Here is a 23325-nt window from a genome sequence, read left to right as displayed (position 1 = left end):
CAGGTTAAACCGAGTATCTTTGCGAATATTTTTTCACGTTAGTGTCAAGTGGCTGTGATGCGGCAAAAAAATCCCCTTGCCCACCCGCAACTCCGCGTTCCGTCAGCGTATGCCACTCGCTACGCGAACGAACGCCCGTGGCGTAAACCTGCGTTGGTGTTCCAGAACAGGCTTCCACCAGGCTTTGAACCAGGAGCTGGTTTTCAGTCCGCTTTTCAATATTCCTCACCAGGCTTGGATGGAGCTTCAATAACTCAACGTTAAGCTCTTTGATCCAACTGGTGCTCACCAGCGTTAAACCCGCCTGCGTAACGGCAATTCGCACACCCAGCGCATTCATCAATCTGATGACAGGCTGTAACCGGCTGATATGTTGACAGACATCTGCCTCCGCAAGTTCAATAATTATGCGTTTGCGTAATGATTTTTCGCACTGCATCAGCGTATCACGTAGCCAGCGCTGAAAACGTGGGCGAATTAGCGATTCAACCGTTGTCTGCATCGCCAGGTTTTCCTGCGGCCAGTAGCCCAACAGTAGGATAAGACGGCTGATTTGCAGGCGGTCATACTCTTCAGCCAGGCCAAACTGCAGCACCATCGGCATATATTCCGCCGAGATGACCTCTTCGCTGCCATCAAAAATACGGCACATCAGCTCCCGATGGTGCACCCGACCTTCGCGCGTTACCGCAGGCTTTTGATAAATTCTTGGTCCGCCCCGGCTGAGCATCTGTTCGATCAGCGTTCGCCAGCGTACGTTGCCCCGCCCTTTTTCCGGCAGTGAGTCATCATAGACCGACCAGCTGTTTCCTCCCTGCAATACCGAATTCCGCGTAGCCGCTTCGGCGTGATCCATTACTTGTTCCGTCGACTGTCCGCTGCGGCAAACGCAAATACCGATATGAACCATATCGGCACGATCGATCATTTTATTAGCCGGAAGCGCATCTACCGCTTTTAATAATTGCCCGGCGATGCTTTCCGCCTCCTTCAGCGTGCGGTGTGGCAGCAGGATGGCAAAATCGCTACGGTGGTAGCGTGCCAGCAACGCGCCCGGATAGCGCGTCATGAAAGTCGACAACAAATTAATTAACGTCGAAATTTGTTCTTCCGCGAGGGTGATTCCCCAGCTATCGCGCAGCAGAGTAAAGTCCGGCAGACGCACCATCATCACGACGCCATGCGATCCCACTTTTTCCTGATCTTCCAGCAGCGTTGCCAGTTGGTTATCAAAGAACAGGCGGTTGCTCAGTCCGGTTTTTGTATCCTGCGCCACATAGGAGCGAATCAGCGTATCGAGGCGGCTGCGTTGTTCGCGGGCATTTTGAATTTCGGTCAGTAACATATCGAGTGCGCTACTGGTACGCGCTGGCCATTCATAGACTGTTCCCCGCACGTTCGGTCCACGTTCGCCATTCAGAATGCGCGTGGAACGAATCTCCAGCAGTTCCTGACCTGAAAGTTGACGCTGAAGCCAGCGCACCGACAAAAAGAGCATCAGTATAATGAAAGCAATCGCCAGCGTGAGTGGCGCGGTGGTCATCAGCGAATGGAAATAGTTGCCCATCGGATCCTGATAAACCAGGCGCAGCGACATGCCAGGATGTTTGACCAGCGGGACGGTGATGTCACGATACAGATTGTTCGTCCCCGCCGGGCGATAACTGCTGGTACGGGAGTGGTCATACACCACGTTTTCGCCCTGTAGCAGTTCAACGCGCACGATATCAGCAGAAACCATCAGTTCATCGATTTGCGGGGTTAACGCCACAACATCGCGGGAAACAAGGTGCGTATCAATCGCCGTCGCCACCGCCTGAACACGGGTAGTGAACTTATATTGAATCGCGTTATAGAAACTCAGCGAGCAGCCTATCAGAGTCACGAAGATCGTTAACCCAGTAAGCAGCGTGACAAAAGCTGAAAATTTCGTCGTTAATCGCATCCTTGTGTTAACTCCGACAGTTATGAAACGGGCATGAAAGTGATATAGCGACCCAAAAATGCAAAACTGAACGCAAAATCCGTCCATTTATACAAACAGTGTGGGCATACTACCAAATCAGGTATATCTGGCAATTTATTGCGCAGAATCGGCATCATGTTTTGATTAGCGAGTATAGTCTTCATTAATAATTTTCCAATCCACTATACGAATTGAGGACAGGTTATGCAGGCTTTGATCTTAGAACAGCAGGACGGAAAAACCCTCGCATCCGTTCAACCCCTCGACGAAAATCAGCTACCTGAAGGCGATGTGACGGTGGATGTCCACTGGTCGAGCCTGAACTATAAAGACGCTCTGGCTATCACTGGCAAGGGTAAAATCATTCGTAATTTTCCGATGATTCCTGGTATCGATTTCGCCGGTACCGTGCGTGCAAGCGAAGATCCCCGTTTTCATGCGGGTCAGGAAGTGTTACTGACCGGTTGGGGCGTGGGTGAAAATCATTGGGGTGGACTGGCAGAACGCGCACGCGTGAAAGGCGACTGGCTGGTTGCCCAGCCAAAAGGACTGGATGGGCGTAAAGCCATGGTCATCGGCACCGCCGGCTTTACCGCTATGCTGTGCGTTATGGCGCTTGAAGATGCAGGTATTCGCCCGCAAGACGGTGAAATTGTCGTCACCGGCGCCAGCGGCGGCGTGGGCAGCACAGCCGTTGCGTTACTGCATAAGCTGGGTTATCAGGTTGCGGCGGTTTCGGGCCGTGAAAGTACCCACGACTACCTGAAGAGCCTGGGCGCCAGCCGTATTCTTGGTCGCGATGAGTTTGCAGAATCACGCCCGCTGGAAAAACAGCTGTGGGCTGGCGCGGTTGATACCGTTGGCGACAAAGTTCTGGCAAAAGTTCTGGCGCAGATGAACTACGGCGGCTGCGTTGCCGCCTGCGGCCTGGCTGGCGGTTTCGCTCTGCCAACCACGGTGATGCCATTCATTCTGCGTAACGTTCGTTTGCAAGGAGTGGACTCGGTGATGACCCCGCCAGCACGCCGGGCAGAGGCCTGGGCGCGTCTGGTTAAAGATCTGCCGGAATCTTTCTATGCTCAGGCCGCCACGGAGATTACGCTGGCGGATGCGCCGAAGTTCGCCGATGCCATCATCAATAACCAGGTGCAAGGCCGTACGCTGGTGAAGGTGAAGTAACAGGCGCTGGCGCAGATATTTACACTTAATTAACGAAATTTCGCGGCATATTTCCAGACTCCCTGCCATATTAACTACGCGTCCCCTGTCAGTTATGACGCGTAAGCCGGGAGTCTGTTATGAAGAAACTACGTCCATTTACAGAAGCCGACGTCACTGACGAGTCGGCTTTTTTTATGCAGCGTCGCCAGGTACTGAAAGCATTAGGGATCAGCGCTGCCGCATTGTCCTTGCCCCACTCTGCGCAGGCTGACCTTCTTAGCTGGTTTAAAGGGAACGACCGCCCGCCCGCGCCCGCAGGTAAGCCACTTGATTTCAGTAAACCCGCCGCCTGGCAAAATTCGCTTCCTTTAACGCCAGCGGATAAAGTTTCTGGCTACAACAACTTCTATGAATTCGGCCTCGATAAGGCGGATCCGGCAGCCAACGCAGGTAGCCTGAAAACCGATCCGTGGACGTTGCAAATCAGTGGCGAAGTGGCAAAACCACTCACCCTCGATCACGATGCGCTGACCGCCCGTTTCCCGCTGGAAGAACGGATTTACCGGATGCGTTGTGTGGAAGCCTGGTCAATGGTTGTGCCGTGGATTGGCTTTCCGTTATATAAACTGCTGGCACAGGTTGAACCCACCAGCAACGCAAAGTATGTCGCGTTCGAAACGCGCTACGCGCCGGATGAGATGCCAGGACAAAAGGATCGTTTTATTGGCGGCGGGCTGAAGTATCCCTATGTTGAAGGCCTGCGTCTGGACGAAGCGATGCATCCACTCACGTTGCTTACCGTGGGGGTTTATGGAAAAGCCCTCCCGCCACAAAATGGCGCGCCCATTCGTTTAATTGTGCCGTGGAAATACGGATTTAAAGGCATTAAGTCGATTGTGAGTATCAAACTCACCCGCGAACGCCCGCCGACCACCTGGAACCTGGCCGCCCCCAATGAATATGGGTTTTATGCCAACGTGAATCCGCATGTCGATCACCCCCGTTGGTCCCAGGCCACCGAGCGTTTCATTGGCGCTGGCGGTATTCTGGACGTTCAACGCCAACCCACGCTGCTGTTTAACGGTTACGCCGATGAGGTTGCATCACTGTACCGTGGTCTTAACCTGCAGGAGAATTTTTAGGTGCGTCTGACTGCGAAACACATTACCGGGCTGAAAGTTTGCCTGCATCTTGCCGGCTTTTTGCCGTTTGTCTGGCTATTTTGGGCGGTAAATAACGGCGGCCTGAGCGCCGACCCGGTCAAAGATATCCAGCACTTTACCGGTAGGACAGCTCTGAAATTCTTACTGGCGACCTTGCTGGTCTCTCCTCTCGCGCGCTACGCTAAACAGCCATTATTGATACGCACGCGTCGCCTGTTAGGGCTATGGTGTTTCGCATGGGCAACGCTGCATTTAACCAGCTACGCGCTTCTGGAACTGGGTATTAATAATCTGGCGCTGTTAGGACGCGAATTAATCACACGACCTTATTTGATGCTGGGCATTGTCAGTTGGGTCATATTATTCGCCCTCACATTAACATCCACGCAGTTGGCGCAGCGAAAGCTGGGTAAAAATTGGCAGTATCTGCACAACTTCGTCTATCTTGTGGCGATCCTGGCACCCATACATTATCTGTGGTCGGTAAAAATTATCTCCCCGCAACCGATCATTTATGCCGCACTCGCTGCGGTGCTGTTAGCCTGCCGATACAAGAAGTTTCGCCAGTGGTGGCGGTAGTTTCACGATATGTGCAGTACGTTGCAAAATGCGGACGATCCGATTTTCTTTACATGTTAACGGTTGATTATCTTCCCTGATAAGACCAGTATTTAGCTGCCAATTGCTACGAAATAGTTATAATGTGCGACTTTGCTATCCCCGGTAGCGTTTTTAGAGCGCGGAAAGGGTGACATTCGCATGTTGAAGGTATATTTTGTCTTTTACCCGAAAATGGCAGAAGATAGCCGCACAATGACTAACAAGTCTGGCAATCTCACTCAATGGCAACCGCACCCAGTGCAACGCCTGAGATGCGTGGCATCTTGTCACTCACTGTTATAAAAATGCTATACAGACGGCGGTAAAACGCTTGTCACAATCTCACTAAACAAAGAGTACGGAACCCACTCATGGATATTCGTAAGATTAAAAAACTGATCGAGCTGGTTGAAGAATCAGGCATCTCCGAACTGGAAATTTCTGAAGGCGAAGAATCTGTACGCATCAGCCGTGCGGCGCCAGCTGCAAGTTTTCCAATGATGCAACAGGCTTATGCTGCACCAGTGATGCAGCAGCCAGCTCTGTCTAACGCTGTCGCACAAACTGCCTCTCCAAGTATGGAAGCTCCGGCAGCAGCGGAAATCAGTGGTCACATCGTACGCTCCCCAATGGTTGGTACGTTCTACCGCACCCCGAGCCCGGATGCGAAAGCGTTCATCGAAATCGGCCAGAAAGTGAATGTGGGCGATACCCTGTGCATCGTTGAAGCCATGAAAATGATGAACCAGATCGAAGCCGACAAATCCGGCGTCGTTAAAGCGATTCTGGTAGAAAGCGGTCAACCGGTAGAATTTGACGAGCCGCTGGTCGTCATCGAATAACGAGGCGAACATGTTGGATAAAATTGTTATCGCCAACCGTGGTGAGATTGCCCTGCGTATTCTTCGTGCCTGTAAAGAACTGGGCATCAAGACTGTCGCGGTGCACTCAAGCGCGGATCGCGATTTAAAACACGTATTGCTGGCGGATGAGACGGTTTGTATTGGCCCGGCTCAGTCCGTAAAAAGCTATCTGAACATCCCGGCTATCATTAGCGCTGCTGAAATCACCGGCGCGGTGGCAATTCACCCGGGCTATGGCTTCCTTTCTGAGAACGCCAACTTTGCTGAGCAGGTAGAGCGTTCCGGCTTTATCTTCATCGGCCCGAAAGCCGACACTATCCGCCTGATGGGCGACAAAGTGTCCGCAATCACCGCGATGAAGAAAGCTGGCGTACCGACAGTCCCTGGCTCTGACGGCCCGCTGGGCGATGACATGGACGCTAACCGCGCTCATGCTAAACGCATCGGCTACCCGGTTATCATCAAAGCCTCCGGCGGCGGCGGCGGTCGCGGTATGCGCGTCGTGCGCAGCGATGCCGAGCTGGCGCAATCCATCTCCATGACCAAAGCGGAAGCGAAAGCGGCTTTCAACAACGACATGGTCTACATGGAGAAGTACCTGGAAAACCCACGCCACATCGAAATTCAGGTGCTGGCAGACGGTCAGGGTAACGCGATTTATCTGGCAGAACGTGACTGCTCCATGCAGCGTCGTCACCAGAAAGTCGTCGAAGAAGCACCAGCGCCGGGCATTACACCGGAACTGCGTCGCTACATCGGCGAGCGTTGCGCCAAAGCATGCGTTGATATCGGCTATCGCGGGGCGGGTACTTTTGAGTTCCTGTTTGAAAACGGCGAGTTCTACTTCATTGAGATGAACACCCGTATTCAGGTTGAACACCCGGTAACCGAAATGATCACCGGCGTTGACCTGATCAAAGAGCAACTGCGCATCGCAGCGGGACAACCGCTGTCCATCAAGCAGGACGAAGTTGTGGTTAAAGGCCATGCGGTAGAATGCCGTATCAACGCCGAAGACCCGAACACCTTCCTGCCAAGCCCGGGCAAAATCACGCGTTTCCACGCGCCGGGTGGCTTTGGTGTGCGTTGGGAGTCCCATATTTACGCAGGCTACACTGTACCTCCGTACTATGACTCAATGATCGGTAAGCTGATCTGCTATGGCGAAAACCGCGACGTAGCGATCGCCCGTATGAAAAACGCATTGCAGGAACTGATCATCGACGGTATCAAAACCAACGTTGATCTGCAGATCCGCATCATGAATGACGAGCATTTCCAGCACGGTGGAACCAATATCCACTATCTGGAGAAAAAACTCGGACTTCAGGAAAAGTAAGCGTGCGTTAACCGAAAAGGCCGGAAATTCCGGCCTTTTGTTTTTCTCCCCTCCCGCACGTGCCATAAGGTACAATCCCCGCTTTCTTTATCCACAAGGGACAAAAAATGGACGCTCGTTTTGTTCAGGCCCATAAAGAGGCGCGCTGGGCGCTGTGGCTGACCCTTTTATATCTTGCCACATGGTTAGTGGCCGCTTACTTACCAGATTCCACACTCGGTATTACCGGCTTACCGCACTGGTTTGAAATGGCCTGTCTGCTAACGCCACTGGTTTTCATCTTACTGTGCTGGGCGATGGTGAAGTTTGTCTATCGCGACATTCCGTTGGAGGATGACGATGCAGCTTGAAGTTATTTTGCCGCTGGTCGCCTACCTACTGGTGGTCTTCGGTCTTTCTGTTTACGCCATGCGTAAGAGAGTGACCGGTACTTTCCTGAATGAATATTTCCTCGGCAGCCGCTCCATGGGCGGGGTCGTGTTAGCCATGACGCTAACGGCAACCTATATTAGCGCCAGCTCATTTATTGGTGGTCCTGGCGCCGCTTACAAATACGGGCTGGGATGGGTGCTGCTGGCGATGATCCAGTTGCCTGCGGTATGGCTCTCTTTGGGGATTCTTGGTAAGAAATTCGCCATTCTGGCGCGCCGCTATAATGCCGTTACCCTCAACGATATGCTGTTTGCGCGCTACCAGAGCCGCCTGCTGGTGTGGCTGGCGAGCCTCAGCTTACTGGTCGCGTTTGTCGGGGCGATGACCGTACAGTTTATTGGCGGCGCACGTTTGCTGGAAACCGCTGCGGGTATCCCTTACGAAACGGGTCTGCTGATTTTTGGCGTCAGTATCGCTTTATATACGGCATTCGGCGGTTTTCGCGCCAGCGTACTGAACGACACCATGCAGGGCATGGTGATGCTGATTGGTACTATCGTTTTGCTGGTCGGTGTCGTTCACGCTGCCGGAGGCCTCAGCAACGCGGTAGTAACTCTGCAAACCATCGATCCTAAACTGGTTTCGCCGCAGGGCGCTGATGACATTCTGTCACCCACTTTCATGACCTCATTCTGGGTACTGGTGTGCTTTGGCGTCATTGGCCTGCCGCACACGGCGGTACGCTGCATCTCTTATAAAGACAGTAAAGCAGTGCACCGCGGCATTATCATCGGCACCATCGTGGTGGCGATCCTGATGTTTGGTATGCATCTGGCGGGGGCGTTGGGGCGTGCGGTGATCCCTGACCTCACGGTACCGGATCTGGTTATCCCTACGCTGATGGTCAAAGTGTTGCCGCCGATAGCTGCCGGGATCTTCCTCGCGGCCCCGATGGCCGCGATCATGTCGACGATCAATGCCCAATTGCTGCAAAGTTCCGCTACGATCATTAAGGATTTGTACCTGAACCTTCGTCCGGAACAGCTGAAAAACGAAACCCGGCTGAAGCGTATGTCGGCAGTCATTACCCTGCTGCTCGGCGCATTACTGCTGCTGGCCGCCTGGAAACCGCCAGAGATGATTATCTGGCTTAACCTGCTGGCGTTTGGCGGGCTGGAAGCCGTTTTCCTGTGGCCGCTGGTGCTGGGCCTGTACTGGGAGCGGGCAAACGCGGCTGGCGCATTGAGCGCGATGATTGTCGGCGGCGTACTTTATGCCGTCCTCGCTACCTTTAACGTTCAGTACCTGGGCTTCCACCCGATTGTGCCCTCGTTACTGATAAGTTTGCTGGCTTTCCTGATTGGCAACCGTTTCGGTTCCGCCGTCCCGCAAGCCGCCATATTGACTACTGATAAATAAAGAGTTTTGCCATGCCATGGATCCAACTGAAACTGAACACGACCGGCGCCAACGCTGAAGAGTTGAGCGATGCGCTGATGGAAGCGGGCTCCGTTTCCATTACTTTCCAGGATACGCATGATACGCCGGTGTTTGAACCTCTGCCGGGCGAGACTCGCCTGTGGGGAGATACCGATGTGATCGGCTTGTTCGATGCAGAAACCGACATGAAAGAAGTGGTTGCCATCCTGGAGCAACATCCGCTGTTGGGCGAAGGCTTCGCGCATAAAATCGAACAGCTCGAAGACAAAGACTGGGAACGCGAATGGATGGATAACTTCCACCCGATGCGCTTTGGCGAACGTCTGTGGATTTGCCCGAGCTGGCGCGATGTCCCGGATGAGAATGCCGTCAACGTGATGCTGGATCCGGGTCTGGCATTTGGCACAGGTACTCACCCCACCACCTCTCTGTGCCTGCAATGGCTGGACGGTCTCGATCTCAACGGCAAAACGGTTATCGACTTTGGCTGTGGCTCCGGCATTCTTGCCATTGCGGCGCTGAAACTGGGCGCAGCGAAAGCTATCGGCGTGGATATCGATCCGCAAGCGATTCAAGCCAGCCGGGATAACGCCGAGCGCAATGGCGTTTCCGAGCGTCTGGAGTTGTACCTGCCAAAAGACCAGCCAGAAGCGATGAAAGCCGACGTGGTGGTCGCTAACATTCTTGCCGGCCCATTACGTGAGCTGGCGCCGCTAATCAGCGTACTGCCCGTTGAGGGCGGTTTACTGGGGCTTTCTGGTATTCTTGCCAGCCAGGCGGAAAGCGTTTGCGAAGCCTATGCCGATCTCTTTACGCTCGATCCGGTTATCGAGAAAGAAGAATGGTGCCGCATCACCGGTCAGAAAAAATAGTCCCTTCTCGTTACCGTTGGTAACGCAATAATCGCTCTTTTTTTCGCAAACGGATTTGCGGAAATGGGAGCGAGATCGCATTACAAAGTCACTATTTGCTCACAAAAACAGCTTTTTATCCTGATATGTTGAGTCTGGCCGTAATAAAAAAAGAGAAGTTTTTGGAATTTATAAACGGATGAAAAATTAGCACAACATCGTATCCAAATGATTATTAAAGATTTTAATTTGAAACTGTGTACTTAACCAGCAATTCATTGATCCACCTCAGTGGATTGGTCAAAGTTTGGCCTTTCATCTCGTGCGAAAAATGCGTAATATACGCCGCCTTGCAGTCACAGTATGGTCATTTCTTAACTCATGCGCATCGGACAATATCAGCTCAGAAATCGCCTGATCGCAGCACCTATGGCTGGCATCACTGACAGACCATTCAGGACGCTGTGCTATGAGATGGGAGCCGGATTGACGGTATCCGAGATGATGTCTTCTAACCCGCAGGTTTGGGAAAGTGACAAGTCTCGTTTACGGATGGTGCACGTTGATGAGCCAGGAATTCGCACGGTGCAAATTGCCGGTAGCGACCCTGTTGAGATGGCCGATGCCGCACGTATTAACGTGGAAAGCGGCGCCCAGATTATTGATATCAATATGGGGTGTCCGGCTAAAAAAGTGAATCGTAAGCTCGCAGGTTCAGCCCTCTTGCAGTACCCGGACTTAGTGAAATCAATACTAACCGAGGTCGTCAATGCAGTGGACGTTCCTGTCACACTCAAGATTCGCACCGGCTGGGCTCCGGAACACCGTAACTGCGTAGAGATTGCCCAACTGGCTGAAGACTGTGGCATTCAGGCTCTGACCATTCATGGACGCACCCGCGCCTGTTTGTTCAATGGAGATGCTGAGTACGACAGTATTCGGGCAGTTAAGCAGAAAGTTTCCATTCCGATTATCGCGAATGGCGACATTACTGACCCGCATAAAGCCAGAGCTGTACTCGACTATACGGGGGCGGATGCCCTGATGATAGGACGTGCAGCTCAGGGAAGACCCTGGATCTTTCGGGAAATCCAGCATTATCTGGACACTGGGGAGCTGCTGCCCCCGCTGCCTCTGGCAGAGGTGAAGCGCTTGCTTTGTGCGCACATTCGGGAACTGCACGACTTTTACGGTCAGGCAAAAGGGTACCGAATTGCGCGTAAACACGTATCCTGGTATCTCCAGGAACACGCTCCGGATGACCAGTTTCGGCGCACATTCAACGCCATTGAAGATTCCAGCGAACAGCTGGCGGCGTTGGAGGCATACTTCGAAAATTTTGCGTAAACAGAAATAAAGAGCTGACAGAACTATGTTCGAACAACGCGTAAATTCTGACGTACTGACCGTTTCTACCGTTAACTCTCAGGACCAGGTAACTCAAAAGCCCCTGCGTGACTCGGTTAAACAGGCACTGAAGAACTATTTTGCTCAATTGAATGGTCAGGATGTTAACGATCTCTATGAGCTGGTACTGGCTGAAGTAGAACAGCCCCTGTTGGACATGGTGATGCAATACACCCGCGGTAACCAGACCCGTGCTGCCCTGATGATGGGCATCAACCGTGGTACGCTGCGTAAAAAACTGAAAAAATACGGCATGAACTGATACTAATCAGCGAAATGTTTGTTTTAAAAGGCGCTACTCGGCATGGGGAAGCGCCTTTTTTATTAACGTCATACGGGAGGCTTTGGCGATGAACGCAAGATGTGAACCTGTCTATTTTGGCGATGAGTCTAAAAAGATAATCCTGGGTGATGCGCTGACCGAACTGAAAAAGCTGCCGTCTGAAAGCATCGATCTCATTTTTGCCGACCCACCTTATAACATCGGTAAAGACTTTGACGGGATGGTGGAATCCTGGGATGAAGAGGCTTTTCTGGCGTGGCTCTTTGAGTGCATTGACGAATGCCACCGCATTCTCAAACCGCACGGCACCATGTACATCATGAACAGTACGGAGAACATGCCGTACATCGACCTCAAATGCCGCCAGATCTTTACCATCAAGAGCCGTGTCGTGTGGTCATACGATAGCTCCGGCGTACAGGCTAAAAAGCACTTTGGGTCGATGTATGAACCGATCCTGATGATGGTAAAAGATCAGAAAAACTACACGTTTAATCGTGATGATATTCTGGTGGAAGCTAAAACAGGCGCCCAACGCGCGCTGATAGACTACAGAAAGAACCCGCCCCAACCTTACAACCAGAAAAAAGTGCCGGGCAATGTCTGGGAGTTTCCACGCGTTCGTTATCTGATGGACGAATATGAAAATCACCCGACGCAAAAGCCCAAAGCCCTGCTTGAACGCATCATTCTGGCTTCCTCCTGCCCAGATGACAGCGTGCTGGATCCGTTTGCCGGTAGTTTCACCACCGGTGCCACCGCCGTGGAATTAGGCCGCAAGTTTGTCGGGATTGAAATCAATGCCGAGTACGTAAAAATGGGACTCAGAAGAATGAGTATTGGCTCTCATTTTTCAGAGATTGAACTTGCAAAGGTAAAAAAGCGGAAGACAAAAAACCTGTCTAAAAAGAGTCGATTAACGGCAAAGAACGGCGATCTTTCAGCAAAGTAAAAGCATTGTAAGTCTGCTTTTCAGCCTACAGATTTCGTGTATATTCCCTGCACGCTTGGGCATGAATACACAGGGCTTGGTAATGATTCGCAAGTATTGGTGGCTGGTTGTTTTTGCGGTCTTCGTTTTTCTTTTTGATGCGCTGCTCATTCAGTGGATAGAGCTGATGACAACGGAGCACGACAAGTGTCGGAATATGAATTCAGTGAACCCTCTTAAGCTTGTCAACTGCGTCGATCTCGAATAGCACGACGGGTAGTACTTCGACAGTCGTCAGGCCCTGGCGGCCAACTCTACCCAGGCTGATTTTCACTCTGCATTAATTGCATTACGCAGCCGTCCGGGCTTAACATTTTTAATACGTTATCAACTAATACTGGCGCTTGCCCATACAAATCATAACTCACTGGATTCATTAACCAGTTTTTTATTATTCCGCTAAAGCTACCGTGCAAAATAATGATGATGACATCTAAATCCAGACTGGTGGCAATCAGATTTTCATCCACGCACTTCTGCAGAGCGTCACGAATGCTTTGATGACTGAGACCTATTTTATCGCGAATAGCCAGCTCTGATATCATATCATTATGGAATTCACATTTATGATATAAAATCTGCATTAATGCCTGCTGGCGAGGATTCTGCGCAATATATTGTAATCCCACCACAAACTTTTCACGCAGTCGCTGTAAAGGATTATCCCCCCAACGTCCAATAAGCTGGTCCTGAATAAGATCGCGCAATGGAGGTTGTTGTAACCATAGCTCATTAAACAGTTGCGTCTTGTTTTCGAAATGCCAATACAGCGCCCCCCGCGTCACGCTGGCGGCATCCGCAATGTCGTTTAACGTCGTATTGCTAACGCCGCGCGCGGCAAACTGCACAATCGCTGTATCTATCAGGTGCTGTCGTGTTTTGAGAGCATCAGCTTTCGTTTTTCTGGCCATGGTTTCGACTGTCTGGGGTAGAGTAGAGAATGATTAACTTTCTTATCTAATATTTGCTATACGGAACAAATGTATCACTTAGCATTTATTTAAACGAGGTCTAACCGCGTTAATTGCAGACATTACACACGAATAAACAAAACAAATAACAACCATCAATATATTCACCAATTCAATATCTATTTCAATATGTGTTTATGCGCATCATAGTATTGCTATTAACGCCATAATGAAACGGCAGTAGATTAATCTTTTTTTGTTTTTACGTGCCGTGTACTGCGCTTATAAATAAGTATTGCTTACATCGCAAGCTAATAATTTGTAGGATAGCCAACTATTATTTTTTCTTGTGCGCGTTATCGCCTCTGCGTTACCCGGTTAATAACGAGCGTTCGGTTTTTTAAGGAATAGAAATGACGAAAAATGCCAGGTTTTCACTCCTGCCCTCATTCATCATCATCTCCGCAGCATTACTCGCCGGTTGTAACGATCAGGGAGAAACACAAGCTCATCCCGCAGAGCCGCAGGTGACTGTTCATGTCGTCGAAAAGGCGCCTTTAGCTGTGACGACTGAATTACCTGGACGCACAACGGCATTTCGTATTGCTGAGGTCCGTCCTCAGGTCAGCGGGATTGTTCTTAAACGGAATTTTACCGAGGGGAGCGATGTTGAAGCCGGTCAGTCGCTTTATCAGATCGATCCCGCGACTTACCAGGCGGACTATGACAGCGCCAAAGGCGAACTGGCAAAGAGTGAAGCGGCTGCCGCTATCGCGCATTTAACGGTAAAACGCTATGTCCCGCTGGTTGGCACCAAGTACATCAGCCAGCAAGAGTACGATCAGGCAATTGCTGATGCCCGCCAGGCCGATGCCTCCGTAATCGCGGCAAAAGCGGCGGTCGAAAGCGCACGTATCAACCTGGCTTACACCAAAGTGACATCGCCCATTAGCGGACGTATCGGTAAATCTAACGTCACCGAAGGCGCATTAGTCACGAATGGTCAGGCAACTGAGCTTGCTACCGTGCAACAGCTTGATCCTATTTACGTCGACGTAACACAGTCCAGTAATGACTTTATGCGCCTCAAGCAATCCGTTGAGCAAGGAAGCCTGCATAAAGACAGTGCCAGCAGTACCGTCGAACTGGTGATGGAAAATGGTCAATCGTACCCGCTGAAAGGCTCATTGCAATTTTCTGACGTGACGGTTGATGAAAGCACCGGATCCATCACCCTCAGGGCCGTATTCCCTAACCCGCAGCACACGCTGCTGCCGGGCATGTTTGTGCGCGCGCGCATTGATGAAGGCGTCCAGCCGAATGCCATTCTCGTTCCGCAACAGGGTGTGACGCGCACGCCTCGCGGCGATGCCACCGTGATGGTCGTTAACGACAAGAGTCAGGTTGAGTCTCGCGCAGTCGCCGCCGCACAAGCCATTGGCGACAAGTGGCTCATCAGCGAAGGTCTGCAACCGGGTGACAAAGTTATCGTGAGCGGCTTACAAAAAGCACGCCCTGGCGTTCAGGTTAAAGCAACCGCCGATACCGAAACCCCTGCCACGAAAGCCCAATAAGGTAACCGGACATGGCTAACTTTTTTATCAGGCGTCCTATCTTTGCCTGGGTGCTGGCTATCATTCTGATGATGGCGGGCGCTCTGGCAATCATGCAACTGCCTGTGGCGCAATACCCAACTATCGCCCCCCCTGCGGTCGCCATTTCCGCCACCTACCCAGGTGCGGATGCACAGACGGTACAGGACACCGTTACGCAGGTTATCGAACAGAACATGAACGGTATCGATAACCTGATGTATATGTCCTCCACCAGCGATTCCGCGGGGAGCGTGACCATCACGCTGACCTTCCAATCCGGTACCGACCCCGATATCGCGCAGGTTCAGGTACAAAACAAACTGCAGCTCGCCACGCCACTCCTGCCGCAAGAAGTTCAGCAACAGGGGATTAGCGTCGAGAAATCCAGCAGCAGCTTTTTAATGGTTGCGGGTTTTGTTTCTGATAACCCACAAACCACGCAGGATGACATTTCCGACTACGTCGCCTCGAACGTGAAAGACTCAATCAGCCGTCTTAATGGCGTAGGTGACGTGCAGTTGTTTGGTGCGCAGTACGCCATGCGCATCTGGCTGGATGCAAACTTGTTGAATAAGTACCAGCTCACGCCGGTTGATGTGATCAACCAGTTGAAGGTGCAGAACGATCAGATTGCCGCAGGTCAATTAGGGGGTACGCCCGCATTACCAAATCAGCAGCTTAACGCCTCTATCATTGCGCAAACGCGACTGAAGGACCCTGAAGAGTTCGGCAAAGTGACTTTACGTGTGAACAGCGATGGTTCAGTTGTTCACCTGAAGGACGTTGCACGGATCGAATTGGGTGGTGAGAACTACAACGTCGTGGCGCGTATTAACGGTAAGCCTGCTTCTGGCCTCGGTATTAAGCTGGCAACCGGGGCAAACGCGCTGGATACCGCTAACGCCATCAAAGCTAAGCTGGTTGAGCTGCAGCCGTTCTTCCCTCAGGGAATGAAGGTAGTCTATCCGTACGACACGACGCCGTTTGTAACCATCTCGATTCATGAAGTGGTAAAAACGCTGTTTGAGGCGATCGTACTGGTGTTCCTGGTCATGTATTTGTTCCTGCAAAACATCCGGGCGACGCTCATTCCAACCATCGCTGTCCCCGTCGTATTGTTGGGCACATTCGCCGTACTTGCCGCGTTTGGCTACTCGATAAACACCCTGACGATGTTCGGGATGGTGCTCGCCATCGGTCTATTGGTCGATGATGCGATAGTGGTGGTGGAGAACGTGGAACGCGTGATGATGGAAGATCATCTGCCGCCTAAAGAGGCGACGGAAAAGTCCATGTCACAAATTCAGGGGGCGCTGGTCGGTATCGCCATGGTGCTGTCTGCGGTCTTTATCCCCATGGCCTTTTTTGGCGGCTCAACCGGGGCTATCTATCGGCAGTTCTCCATTACCATCGTTTCCGCCATGGCGCTTTCTGTACTGGTCGCGCTGATCCTGACTCCTGCACTTTGTGCAACGCTGTTGAAGCCGGTATCGGCTGAGCATCACGAGAAAAAAAGCGGTTTCTTTGGCTGGTTTAATGCCAAATTCGATCACAGCGTTAATCACTATACCAATAGCGTCAGCGGTATTGTGCGTAAAACCGGGCGTTACCTTGTCGTCTATCTGATCATCGTGATCGGAATGGCGGTTCTGTTTATGCGCCTGCCGACCTCCTTCCTGCCAGAGGAGGATCAGGGTGTGTTTATGACAATGATTCAACTTCCGGCAGGAGCGACGCAAGAGCGCACCCAGAAAGTACTGGATCAGGTTACTCAGTACTACCTGACCAAGGAGAAAGCTAACGTCGAAAGCGTCTTCACGGTTAACGGTTTTAGCTTCAGCGGTCAGGGGCAAAACTCAGGTCTGGCATTCGTTAGCCTCAAGCCCTGGGATGAACGTAGCGGTGAGGAAAATAGTGTTGAAGCGGTCATTGCACGCGCTACACGCGCGTTCAGCCAGATCCGCGATGGGTTAGTCTTCCCCTTCAATATGCCCGCTATTGTTGAACTGGGTACCGCAACCGGCTTCGATTTTGAACTGATCGATCAGGGCGGTCTGGGGCATACGGCGTTGACGCAAGCGCGTAACCAGCTGCTGGGGATGGTGGCTAAACACCCCGATCTGTTGGTTCGCGTTCGTCCTAACGGACTTGAAGATACTCCGCAGTTTAAGCTGGATGTTGATCAGGAGAAAGCACAGGCACTGGGGGTTTCGCTGTCGGATATCAACGAAACTATCTCCGCATCACTGGGCGGCTATTACGTTAACGACTTTATTGACCGTGGCCGCGTGAAGAAAGTTTACGTCCAGGGGGATGCCAAATACCGCATGCTGCCAGCGGACATCAATAATCTGTATATCCGCAGCGCCAATGGCGAAATGGTTCCGTTTTCCGCGTTCAGTGCATCACATTGGATTTATGGTTCACCGCGCCTGGAACGTTACAACGGTATGCCATCCATGGAAATACTGGGCGAAGCGGCACCAGGGCGAAGCACTGGTGAAGCAATGACGCTGATGGAAAGCCTGGCGGAAAAACTGCCAAATGGTATTGGTCATGACTGGACGGGTATGTCCTATCAGGAACGACTGTCGGGTAACCAGGCGCCAGCGCTGTATGCCATCTCGCTAATTGTCGTTTTCCTTTGCCTTGCAGCACTGTATGAGAGCTGGTCGATCCCCTTCTCGGTCATGCTGGTTGTGCCGCTTGGCGTGGTTGGCGCGCTGTTAGCAGCGTCGCTACGTGGGATGAATAACGACGTCTACTTCCAGGTGGGCCTGTTAACCACTATTGGCCTCTCGGCTAAGAACGCCATCCTGATCGTCGAATTTGCCAAAGACCTGATGGATAAAGAAGGCAAGGGCTTGATTGAAGCTACTCTGGAAGCGTCACGCATGCGTCTTCGTCCAATCCTGATGACATCTCTGGCGTTTATTCTGGGGGTTATGCCTCTGGTTATCAGCCACGGTGCCGGGAGTGGTGCGCAAAATGCGGTCGGAACAGGCGTAATGGGAGGCATGCTGACCGCGACACTGTTGGCAATCTTCTTCGTCCCCGTCTTCTTCGTTGTCGTCAGACGGCGTTTTAATCGGCACAACGATTAATTTGTAAAATAAAGGCGTCTTCGGACGCCTTTTTCACCGATGATGCCCCTCTTTATTTATTAATAAGATAGCTATTTATTTGTTTTTGACCTCTCCTGAAAACCCGCCCGCCACCTTTCTTTTTATCCATTATTTTTACAATCCACATGAATTGAGATTATTCCTCATGTCAGTCTTTTTTTAAGAGGTGGTAAAATAATCCCCGAGTTCGCAGATGGCTTAGCGTTTGTCTTTGCTCGATTAGCGAAACGCTTATATTTGAGGTAACACCATGAAAAGATTAATATCCGTTGCATTGCTTACCGCATTGCTGGCCGGCTGTGCACACGATTCTCCTTGCGTACCTGTATACGACGATCAGGGACGCCTGGTTCATACCAATACCTGTATGAAAGGCACCACTCAGGATAACTGGGAAACAGCCGGTGCCATCGCCGGTGGCGCAGCAGCCGTTGCCGGGCTGACGCTTGGGATAGTTGCCCTGACCAAATAAATCTTCATAAAAGCGCGGTGGGTACCGCGCTTTTTGCAATAAGAATTAAATCTTCATATAAGACAAAACGTTGGTATATAGCACTCAACGTATAATAAAATTATTATAGATTCCCCTCACATATCCACGATTTGAAATTAGCATTTTTTCGGTTCTTCGTAACACCGTGTTTTCTTTTCATTATTCTCACGCCATCAATATTAACGTACGAAATCGTTATCACGCGTTCGGTTTGAATTTTAAATTTTTTGCGCCGAAATGTGGCTTACGTTTCAATTTTGCACCACTTCAGGGCGCTGCATTTATTTATTCCTGTCTACACTCTGCATATTGCGTCGAATAATCGTGCGCAAAAAACCTGGCACTACCTTTGCTTAAAAGAGTATGGCCATCGCCACAGACAGGTAAAAGACGTTTTAAGAACGTTTCCATAACAATAATTCCTCCACACAGGATGCTCTATGAAAAAGATGATAATAGCCAGCCTGGCTGCGGCCGGCGTGCTGCTTGCGGTTACAAATCAGGCTCATGCCGGCGCAACACTTGATGCCGTAAAGAAAAAAGGTTTTGTGCAGTGTGGGATCAGTGACGGGTTGCCTGGCTTTTCTTACGCCGATGCAAGCGGTAAGTTTTCAGGTATTGATGTCGACGTATGTCGCGGCGTTGCCTCCGCCGTATTTGGCGATGATAGCAAAGTAAAATATACCCCGCTTACCGCTAAGGAACGCTTCACCGCGTTACAATCTGGTGAAGTCGACATGCTCTCTCGTAATACCACATGGACCTCTTCTCGTGATGCCGGTATGGGTATGTCTTTCACGGGCGTGACGTATTACGACGGCATTGGTTTTCTTACCCACAATAAAGCAGGTCTGAAGAGCGCTAAAGAGCTGGATGGCGCAACGGTTTGTATTCAGGCAGGAACAGATACCGAACTGAACGTGGCTGACTACTTTAAAGCCAACAACATGAAGTACACCCCCGTCACTTTTGACCGCTCGGATGAATCCGCTAAAGCTCTGGAATCTGGACGCTGCGACACGCTGGCTTCCGACCAGTCTCAGCTGTACGCCCTGCGAATCAAGCTGAGTAATCCGGCTGAGTGGATTGTCCTGCCAGAAGTTATCTCTAAAGAACCACTGGGACCTGTCGTGCGTCGTGGGGACGATGAGTGGTTCTCCATTGTTCGCTGGACGCTGTTCGCCATGTTGAATGCGGAAGAAATGGGCGTTAACTCGAAAAACGTTGATGAAAAAGCGGCTAATCCTGCAACGCCGGATATGGCACACCTGTTAGGTAAAGAAGGGGATTATGGCAAGGATCTGAAGCTTGATAACAAATGGGCTTACAACATTATCAAGCAGGTTGGTAACTACTCGGAGATCTTTGAGCGTAACGTTGGATCGGAAAGCCCACTGAAGATCAAACGTGGACAGAACAACCTCTGGAATAACGGCGGCATTCAGTATGCGCCACCGGTGCGCTAATGCGTAGTGATGTAACGGGCGCCGCAACTGCGGCGCTCAGCCCAGAGTCATAGTTACTGAGGTTTTCTTATGTTCCATCGCCGCTCAACCGTAAAAGGATCGTTATCCTTTTCTAACCCTGCGGTCCGCGCCTGGTTATTTCAAATACTCGCCGTCATTGCGGTTATCAGCATTGCGGTGTATCTCATTCATAACACGATAAATAACCTGAACAATAGCGGTATTACCTCGGGATTTTCTTTTCTCGATCGCAGCGCCGGATTTGGTATTGTCCAGCATCTGATTGATTACGAGCAAGGCGATACGTATGGCCGTGTCTTTATCGTTGGCCTGCTCAATACACTATTAGTTTCAGCACTGTGCATTGTTTTCGCATCAATTCTCGGTTTCTTTCTCGGACTGGCACGCCTGTCAGATAACTGGTTATTGCGAAAGCTCTCAACGATCTACATCGAAACGTTCCGCAATATACCGCCGCTGCTGCAGATCTTCTTCTGGTATTTCGCCGTATTACGTAACCTGCCAGGCCCACGTCAGGCCGTTAACGCGCTGGATTTGATGTTCCTGAGCAACCGGGGGCTCTATATTCCTGCGCCGCAAATGGGAGAAGGTTTTTTTGCCTTTTGCGCCGCTGTCATTATCGCTATCGTCATCACCATCGGGTTATTTCGCTACAACAGAATGCACCAGACCAAAACCGGTCAACTACGCCGGACCTGGCCTACGGCTCTGGCACTGATCGTACTTTTACCGTTGATTGCACAGTGGATGTTTGGTGCTGCGCTTCACTGGGATATCCCCGCGCTTCGCGGTTTTAACTTCCGTGGCGGTATGGTGCTTATACCTGAACTAGCGGCTCTGACGCTGGCGCTTTCAGTGTATACCTCAGCGTTTATTGCAGAAATTATTCGGGCGGGAATTCAGGCTGTTCCATATGGCCAACATGAAGCCGCACGCTCGCTGGGTCTGCCAAATCCAGTGACGCTGCGTCAGGTGATCATCCCGCAGGCGCTGCGCGTCATCATTCCTCCATTAACCAGCCAGTATCTGAATATCGTCAAAAACTCCTCACTTGCGGCCGCCATTGGCTACCCGGATATGGTTTCACTGTTTGCCGGCACGGTACTTAATCAAACAGGGCAAGCCATTGAAACTATCGCCATCACGATGTCGGTGTACTTGATCATCAGCCTGAGCATTTCTTTATTGATGAATATTTATAACCGCCGTATTGCACTGATTGAGCGCTAAGGAGCCATGATGACAAAAGCACTGCTGTCTCACCCCTCGCGCCAGAGCAGTAACCCGGCAAGTCGCAGTCTACTCTGGATGCGTAAAAACCTGTTCTCCAGTTGGTCAAACAGCCTACTCACACTGCTGTGCGTCTGGCTGATTTGGTCATTTCTTCCGCCATTGTTGAACTGGGTATTCTTTCAGGCCAACTGGGTCGGTTCAACCCGAGCAGACTGCACCAAAGCCGGAGCCTGCTGGGTGTTCATTCATGAACGCTTTGGGCAATTCATGTATGGACTTTATCCCCACGATCAGCGCTGGCGCGTAAATCTGGCCCTGATAATTGGTTTGCTGTCTATCGTTCCCATGTTCTTGAAAACAATCCCGCATCGTGGCCGCTATATCGCCGTCTGGGCCGTCGTTTATCCAGTGGTGGTTTGGTGGTTGATGTACGGTGGTTTTTTCGGGCTGGAGCGCGTAGAAACCCGGCAGTGGGGTGGATTAACACTGACGCTTATCATCGCATCCGTGGGGATTGCGGGCGCGCTTCCGTGGGGCATTTTACTGGCGCTGGGACGTCGTTCTCATATGCCAGTCGTGCGGATTTTATCCGTCATTTTTATTGAGTTCTGGCGCGGTGTGCCGTTGATTACCGTTCTGTTTATGTCTTCGGTCATGCTTCCTCTGTTTATGTCCGAAGGGACCAGTATCGACAAACTTATCCGAGCGCTGGTCGGCGTTATTCTTTTCCAGTCAGCCTATGTCGCAGAAGTGGTTCGCGGAGGGTTACAGGCCCTACCTAAAGGTCAGTATGAAGCCGCTGAATCACTGGCATTAGGATACTGGAAAACGCAAGGGCTGGTCATTCTCCCGCAAGCCCTCAAGCTGGTTATCCCGGGTCTGGTTAACACGATTATCGCCTTATTCAAGGATACCAGTCTGGTCATCATCATCGGCTTATTTGATCTCTTTAGTAGCGTGCAGCAGGCCACTGTGGACCCCGCGTGGTTGGGTATGTCGACGGAAGGATATGTTTTCGCCGCACTGATTTACTGGATCTTCTGTTTCAGCATGTCGCGTTATAGCCAACATCTGGAAAAACGTTTTAACACCGGGCGTACACCGCACTGAGGAATTTATGAGTCAATTATTAATGCAATCTACTGACGCGATGATCACGCTGGAAAACGTCAACAAATGGTACGGACAGTTTCATGTCCTGAAAAACATCAACCTGAAGGTAAAACAGGGCGAGCGCATCGTATTGTGCGGTCCTTCCGGTTCGGGTAAATCAACAACTATTCGCTGTATCAACCATCTGGAAGAGCATCAGCAAGGACGTATTGTGGTGGATGGGATAGAACTCAATGAAGACATCCGCAATATTGAGCGCGTCAGACAGGAAGTTGGCATGGTCTTTCAGCACTTTAATCTCTTTCCTCATTTGACGGTCCTGCAAAATTGCACGCTGGCGCCAATCTGGGTGCAAAAGATGCCGAAAAAAGAGGCTGAGGTACTGGCAATGCACTACCTTGAGCGAGTTCGCATTGCGGAACATGCGCATAAATATCCCGGGCAAATCTCTGGTGGACAGCAACAGCGTGTAGCTATTGCTCGCTCGCTGTGTATGAAGCCCAAAATCATGTTGTTTGATGAGCCCACATCAGCGTTAGATCCTGAAATGGTAAAAGAAGTGCTGGATACCATGATAGGTCTGGCGCAATCAGGCATGACCATGTTGTGTGTTACTCATGAGATGGGCTTTGCCCGCACAGTGGCCGACCGGGTGATCTTTATGGATCTTGGCGAGATTGTGGAACAGGCACCACCGGATGAGTTTTTTGCTCACCCCAAATCCGAACGCACCCGCGCGTTTTTATCGCAGGTTATTCATTAAAGCCACACGCCGGATACAGTTCCGGCTTTTTCCCACGTATAAACGTGAAAAGGCCATCCTGACGGATGGCCTTTTCACTTATTTGATGTCTGGCAGTTTATGGCGGGCGTCCTGCCCGCCACCCTCCGGGCCGTTGCTGCGCAACGTTCAAATCCGCTCCCGGCGGATT

General features: G+C 51.1%; 21 protein-coding genes. 19 read left to right on the top strand and 2 right to left on the bottom strand.

The genetic code is table 11. The annotated features are described in order from the left end of the window. Window positions 1-4: 4 nt before the first annotated feature. Window positions 5-1945 carry an RNase E specificity factor CsrD gene (gene csrD, locus OGV77_RS05135; RefSeq protein WP_043017825.1) on the bottom strand — a complete coding sequence of 647 codons (1941 nt, stop codon included), beginning with the start codon at window positions 1943-1945 and terminating at the stop codon, window positions 5-7. A 225-nt stretch (window positions 1946-2170) separates the two neighbouring features. Here csrD and acuI point away from each other — a divergent pair, with 225 nt between their 5' ends. The 12 genes from acuI to OGV77_RS05075 all read left to right on the top strand — a co-directional run bounded on the left by acuI (window position 2171) and on the right by OGV77_RS05075 (window position 12644). Then, on the top strand, window positions 2171-3145 hold the full coding sequence (gene acuI, locus OGV77_RS05130; protein ID WP_087051114.1) for an acrylyl-CoA reductase (NADPH): 975 nt from the start codon (window positions 2171-2173) through the stop codon (window positions 3143-3145). 119 nt (window positions 3146-3264) lie between these two features. Then, window positions 3265-4269 (top strand): protein-methionine-sulfoxide reductase catalytic subunit MsrP, encoded by a 1005-nt coding sequence (msrP, locus tag OGV77_RS05125; protein WP_043017827.1) that lies wholly within the window; start codon window positions 3265-3267, stop codon window positions 4267-4269. Continuing rightward, complete coding sequence (msrQ, locus tag OGV77_RS05120; RefSeq protein ID WP_047408289.1) at window positions 4270-4869, top strand: protein-methionine-sulfoxide reductase heme-binding subunit MsrQ; 600 nt, start codon at window positions 4270-4272, stop codon at window positions 4867-4869. It begins immediately after the preceding gene. A 392-nt stretch (window positions 4870-5261) separates the two neighbouring features. Then, on the top strand, window positions 5262-5732 hold the full coding sequence (gene accB / locus OGV77_RS05115; protein WP_286502623.1) for an acetyl-CoA carboxylase biotin carboxyl carrier protein: 471 nt from the start codon (window positions 5262-5264) through the stop codon (window positions 5730-5732). 10 nt (window positions 5733-5742) lie between these two features. Then, window positions 5743-7092, top strand: coding sequence for an acetyl-CoA carboxylase biotin carboxylase subunit (accC, locus tag OGV77_RS05110; RefSeq protein ID WP_043017829.1), 1350 nt, complete (start codon window positions 5743-5745; stop codon window positions 7090-7092). Between the two features lie 107 nt (window positions 7093-7199). Beyond that, on the top strand, window positions 7200-7442 hold the full coding sequence (locus OGV77_RS05105) for a YhdT family protein (RefSeq protein ID WP_047408285.1): 243 nt from the start codon (window positions 7200-7202) through the stop codon (window positions 7440-7442). Beyond that, window positions 7432-8883, top strand: coding sequence for a sodium/pantothenate symporter (gene panF / locus OGV77_RS05100; protein ID WP_047408282.1), 1452 nt, complete (start codon window positions 7432-7434; stop codon window positions 8881-8883). The genes OGV77_RS05105 and panF overlap by 11 nt, the downstream gene beginning before the upstream one ends. Before the next feature lie 11 nt (window positions 8884-8894). After that, window positions 8895-9776, top strand: coding sequence for a 50S ribosomal protein L11 methyltransferase (gene prmA / locus OGV77_RS05095; protein ID WP_043017832.1), 882 nt, complete (start codon window positions 8895-8897; stop codon window positions 9774-9776). Between the two features lie 360 nt (window positions 9777-10136). Then, a complete protein-coding gene (gene dusB / locus OGV77_RS05090; protein ID WP_008785970.1) occupies window positions 10137-11102 on the top strand; it encodes a tRNA dihydrouridine synthase DusB in 966 nt (321 codons plus the stop codon). A gap of 25 nt (window positions 11103-11127) precedes the next feature. After that, window positions 11128-11424, top strand: a complete 297-nt coding sequence (gene fis, locus OGV77_RS05085) for a DNA-binding transcriptional regulator Fis (RefSeq protein WP_000462905.1) — start codon at window positions 11128-11130, stop codon at window positions 11422-11424. A gap of 88 nt (window positions 11425-11512) precedes the next feature. After that, a complete protein-coding gene (gene yhdJ, locus OGV77_RS05080) occupies window positions 11513-12397 on the top strand; it encodes an adenine-specific DNA-methyltransferase (protein ID WP_075145563.1) in 885 nt (294 codons plus the stop codon). 82 nt (window positions 12398-12479) lie between these two features. Next, complete coding sequence (locus OGV77_RS05075) at window positions 12480-12644, top strand: DUF2556 family protein (RefSeq protein ID WP_003025279.1); 165 nt, start codon at window positions 12480-12482, stop codon at window positions 12642-12644. A gap of 46 nt (window positions 12645-12690) precedes the next feature. On the opposite strand, the gene envR is transcribed toward OGV77_RS05075, so the two are convergent. Continuing rightward, window positions 12691-13347: an acrEF/envCD operon transcriptional regulator gene (gene envR, locus OGV77_RS05070; protein WP_075145562.1), complete on the bottom strand. Its 657-nt coding sequence runs from the start codon at window positions 13345-13347 to the stop codon at window positions 12691-12693. 413 nt (window positions 13348-13760) lie between these two features. Here envR and OGV77_RS05065 point away from each other — a divergent pair, with 413 nt between their 5' ends. From OGV77_RS05065 to OGV77_RS05035, 7 genes are all read left to right on the top strand, one after another. Next, window positions 13761-14921 carry an efflux RND transporter periplasmic adaptor subunit gene (locus tag OGV77_RS05065; protein WP_087051113.1) on the top strand — a complete coding sequence of 387 codons (1161 nt, stop codon included), beginning with the start codon at window positions 13761-13763 and terminating at the stop codon, window positions 14919-14921. Between the two features lie 11 nt (window positions 14922-14932). After that, window positions 14933-18046, top strand: a complete 3114-nt coding sequence (locus tag OGV77_RS05060; RefSeq protein WP_087051112.1) for an efflux RND transporter permease subunit — start codon at window positions 14933-14935, stop codon at window positions 18044-18046. Window positions 18047-18317: 271 nt separating this feature from the next. Further along, window positions 18318-18539: a lipoprotein gene (locus OGV77_RS05055; protein WP_043017839.1), complete on the top strand. Its 222-nt coding sequence runs from the start codon at window positions 18318-18320 to the stop codon at window positions 18537-18539. A gap of 461 nt (window positions 18540-19000) precedes the next feature. Continuing rightward, entirely contained in the window at window positions 19001-20026 is a 1026-nt protein-coding gene (locus tag OGV77_RS05050) for an amino acid ABC transporter substrate-binding protein (protein ID WP_047408269.1), read from the top strand. A 69-nt stretch (window positions 20027-20095) separates the two neighbouring features. Then, window positions 20096-21277, top strand: coding sequence for an amino acid ABC transporter permease (locus OGV77_RS05045; RefSeq protein ID WP_075145560.1), 1182 nt, complete (start codon window positions 20096-20098; stop codon window positions 21275-21277). A gap of 9 nt (window positions 21278-21286) precedes the next feature. Continuing rightward, complete coding sequence (locus OGV77_RS05040; RefSeq protein WP_047408263.1) at window positions 21287-22390, top strand: amino acid ABC transporter permease; 1104 nt, start codon at window positions 21287-21289, stop codon at window positions 22388-22390. Between the two features lie 7 nt (window positions 22391-22397). After that, window positions 22398-23156 (top strand): amino acid ABC transporter ATP-binding protein, encoded by a 759-nt coding sequence (locus OGV77_RS05035; RefSeq protein ID WP_047408260.1) that lies wholly within the window; start codon window positions 22398-22400, stop codon window positions 23154-23156. Window positions 23157-23325 lie beyond the last annotated feature (169 nt).

It is taken from the genome of Citrobacter sp. Ce129 (assembly GCF_030334545.1).
GTDB lineage: Bacteria > Pseudomonadota > Gammaproteobacteria > Enterobacterales > Enterobacteriaceae > Citrobacter > Citrobacter europaeus.
This window is presented reverse-complemented; position numbering and strand designations above follow the sequence as displayed.

Excerpts from the sequence above, each read along its gene's own strand:
- yhdJ (WP_075145563.1), top strand. The coding sequence starts at position 11,513 with ATGAACGCAAGATGTGAACCTGTCTATTTTGGCGATGAGTCTAAAAAG.
- OGV77_RS05045 (WP_075145560.1), top strand. The coding sequence starts at position 20,096 with ATGTTCCATCGCCGCTCAACCGTAAAAGGATCGTTATCCTTTTCTAAC.
- fis (WP_000462905.1), top strand. The coding sequence starts at position 11,128 with ATGTTCGAACAACGCGTAAATTCTGACGTACTGACCGTTTCTACCGTT.
- csrD (WP_043017825.1), bottom strand. The coding sequence starts at position 1,945 with ATGCGATTAACGACGAAATTTTCAGCTTTTGTCACGCTGCTTACTGGG.
- acuI (WP_087051114.1), top strand. The coding sequence starts at position 2,171 with ATGCAGGCTTTGATCTTAGAACAGCAGGACGGAAAAACCCTCGCATCC.
- envR (WP_075145562.1), bottom strand. The coding sequence starts at position 13,347 with ATGGCCAGAAAAACGAAAGCTGATGCTCTCAAAACACGACAGCACCTG.
- OGV77_RS05065 (WP_087051113.1), top strand. The coding sequence starts at position 13,761 with ATGACGAAAAATGCCAGGTTTTCACTCCTGCCCTCATTCATCATCATC.
- OGV77_RS05060 (WP_087051112.1), top strand. The coding sequence starts at position 14,933 with ATGGCTAACTTTTTTATCAGGCGTCCTATCTTTGCCTGGGTGCTGGCT.
- OGV77_RS05050 (WP_047408269.1), top strand. The coding sequence starts at position 19,001 with ATGAAAAAGATGATAATAGCCAGCCTGGCTGCGGCCGGCGTGCTGCTT.
- prmA (WP_043017832.1), top strand. The coding sequence starts at position 8,895 with ATGCCATGGATCCAACTGAAACTGAACACGACCGGCGCCAACGCTGAA.
- OGV77_RS05075 (WP_003025279.1), top strand. The coding sequence starts at position 12,480 with ATGATTCGCAAGTATTGGTGGCTGGTTGTTTTTGCGGTCTTCGTTTTT.
- OGV77_RS05035 (WP_047408260.1), top strand. The coding sequence starts at position 22,398 with ATGAGTCAATTATTAATGCAATCTACTGACGCGATGATCACGCTGGAA.
- accB (WP_286502623.1), top strand. The coding sequence starts at position 5,262 with ATGGATATTCGTAAGATTAAAAAACTGATCGAGCTGGTTGAAGAATCA.
- dusB (WP_008785970.1), top strand. The coding sequence starts at position 10,137 with ATGCGCATCGGACAATATCAGCTCAGAAATCGCCTGATCGCAGCACCT.
- OGV77_RS05105 (WP_047408285.1), top strand. The coding sequence starts at position 7,200 with ATGGACGCTCGTTTTGTTCAGGCCCATAAAGAGGCGCGCTGGGCGCTG.
- msrP (WP_043017827.1), top strand. The coding sequence starts at position 3,265 with ATGAAGAAACTACGTCCATTTACAGAAGCCGACGTCACTGACGAGTCG.
- OGV77_RS05040 (WP_047408263.1), top strand. The coding sequence starts at position 21,287 with ATGACAAAAGCACTGCTGTCTCACCCCTCGCGCCAGAGCAGTAACCCG.
- panF (WP_047408282.1), top strand. The coding sequence starts at position 7,432 with ATGCAGCTTGAAGTTATTTTGCCGCTGGTCGCCTACCTACTGGTGGTC.
- accC (WP_043017829.1), top strand. The coding sequence starts at position 5,743 with ATGTTGGATAAAATTGTTATCGCCAACCGTGGTGAGATTGCCCTGCGT.
- OGV77_RS05055 (WP_043017839.1), top strand. The coding sequence starts at position 18,318 with ATGAAAAGATTAATATCCGTTGCATTGCTTACCGCATTGCTGGCCGGC.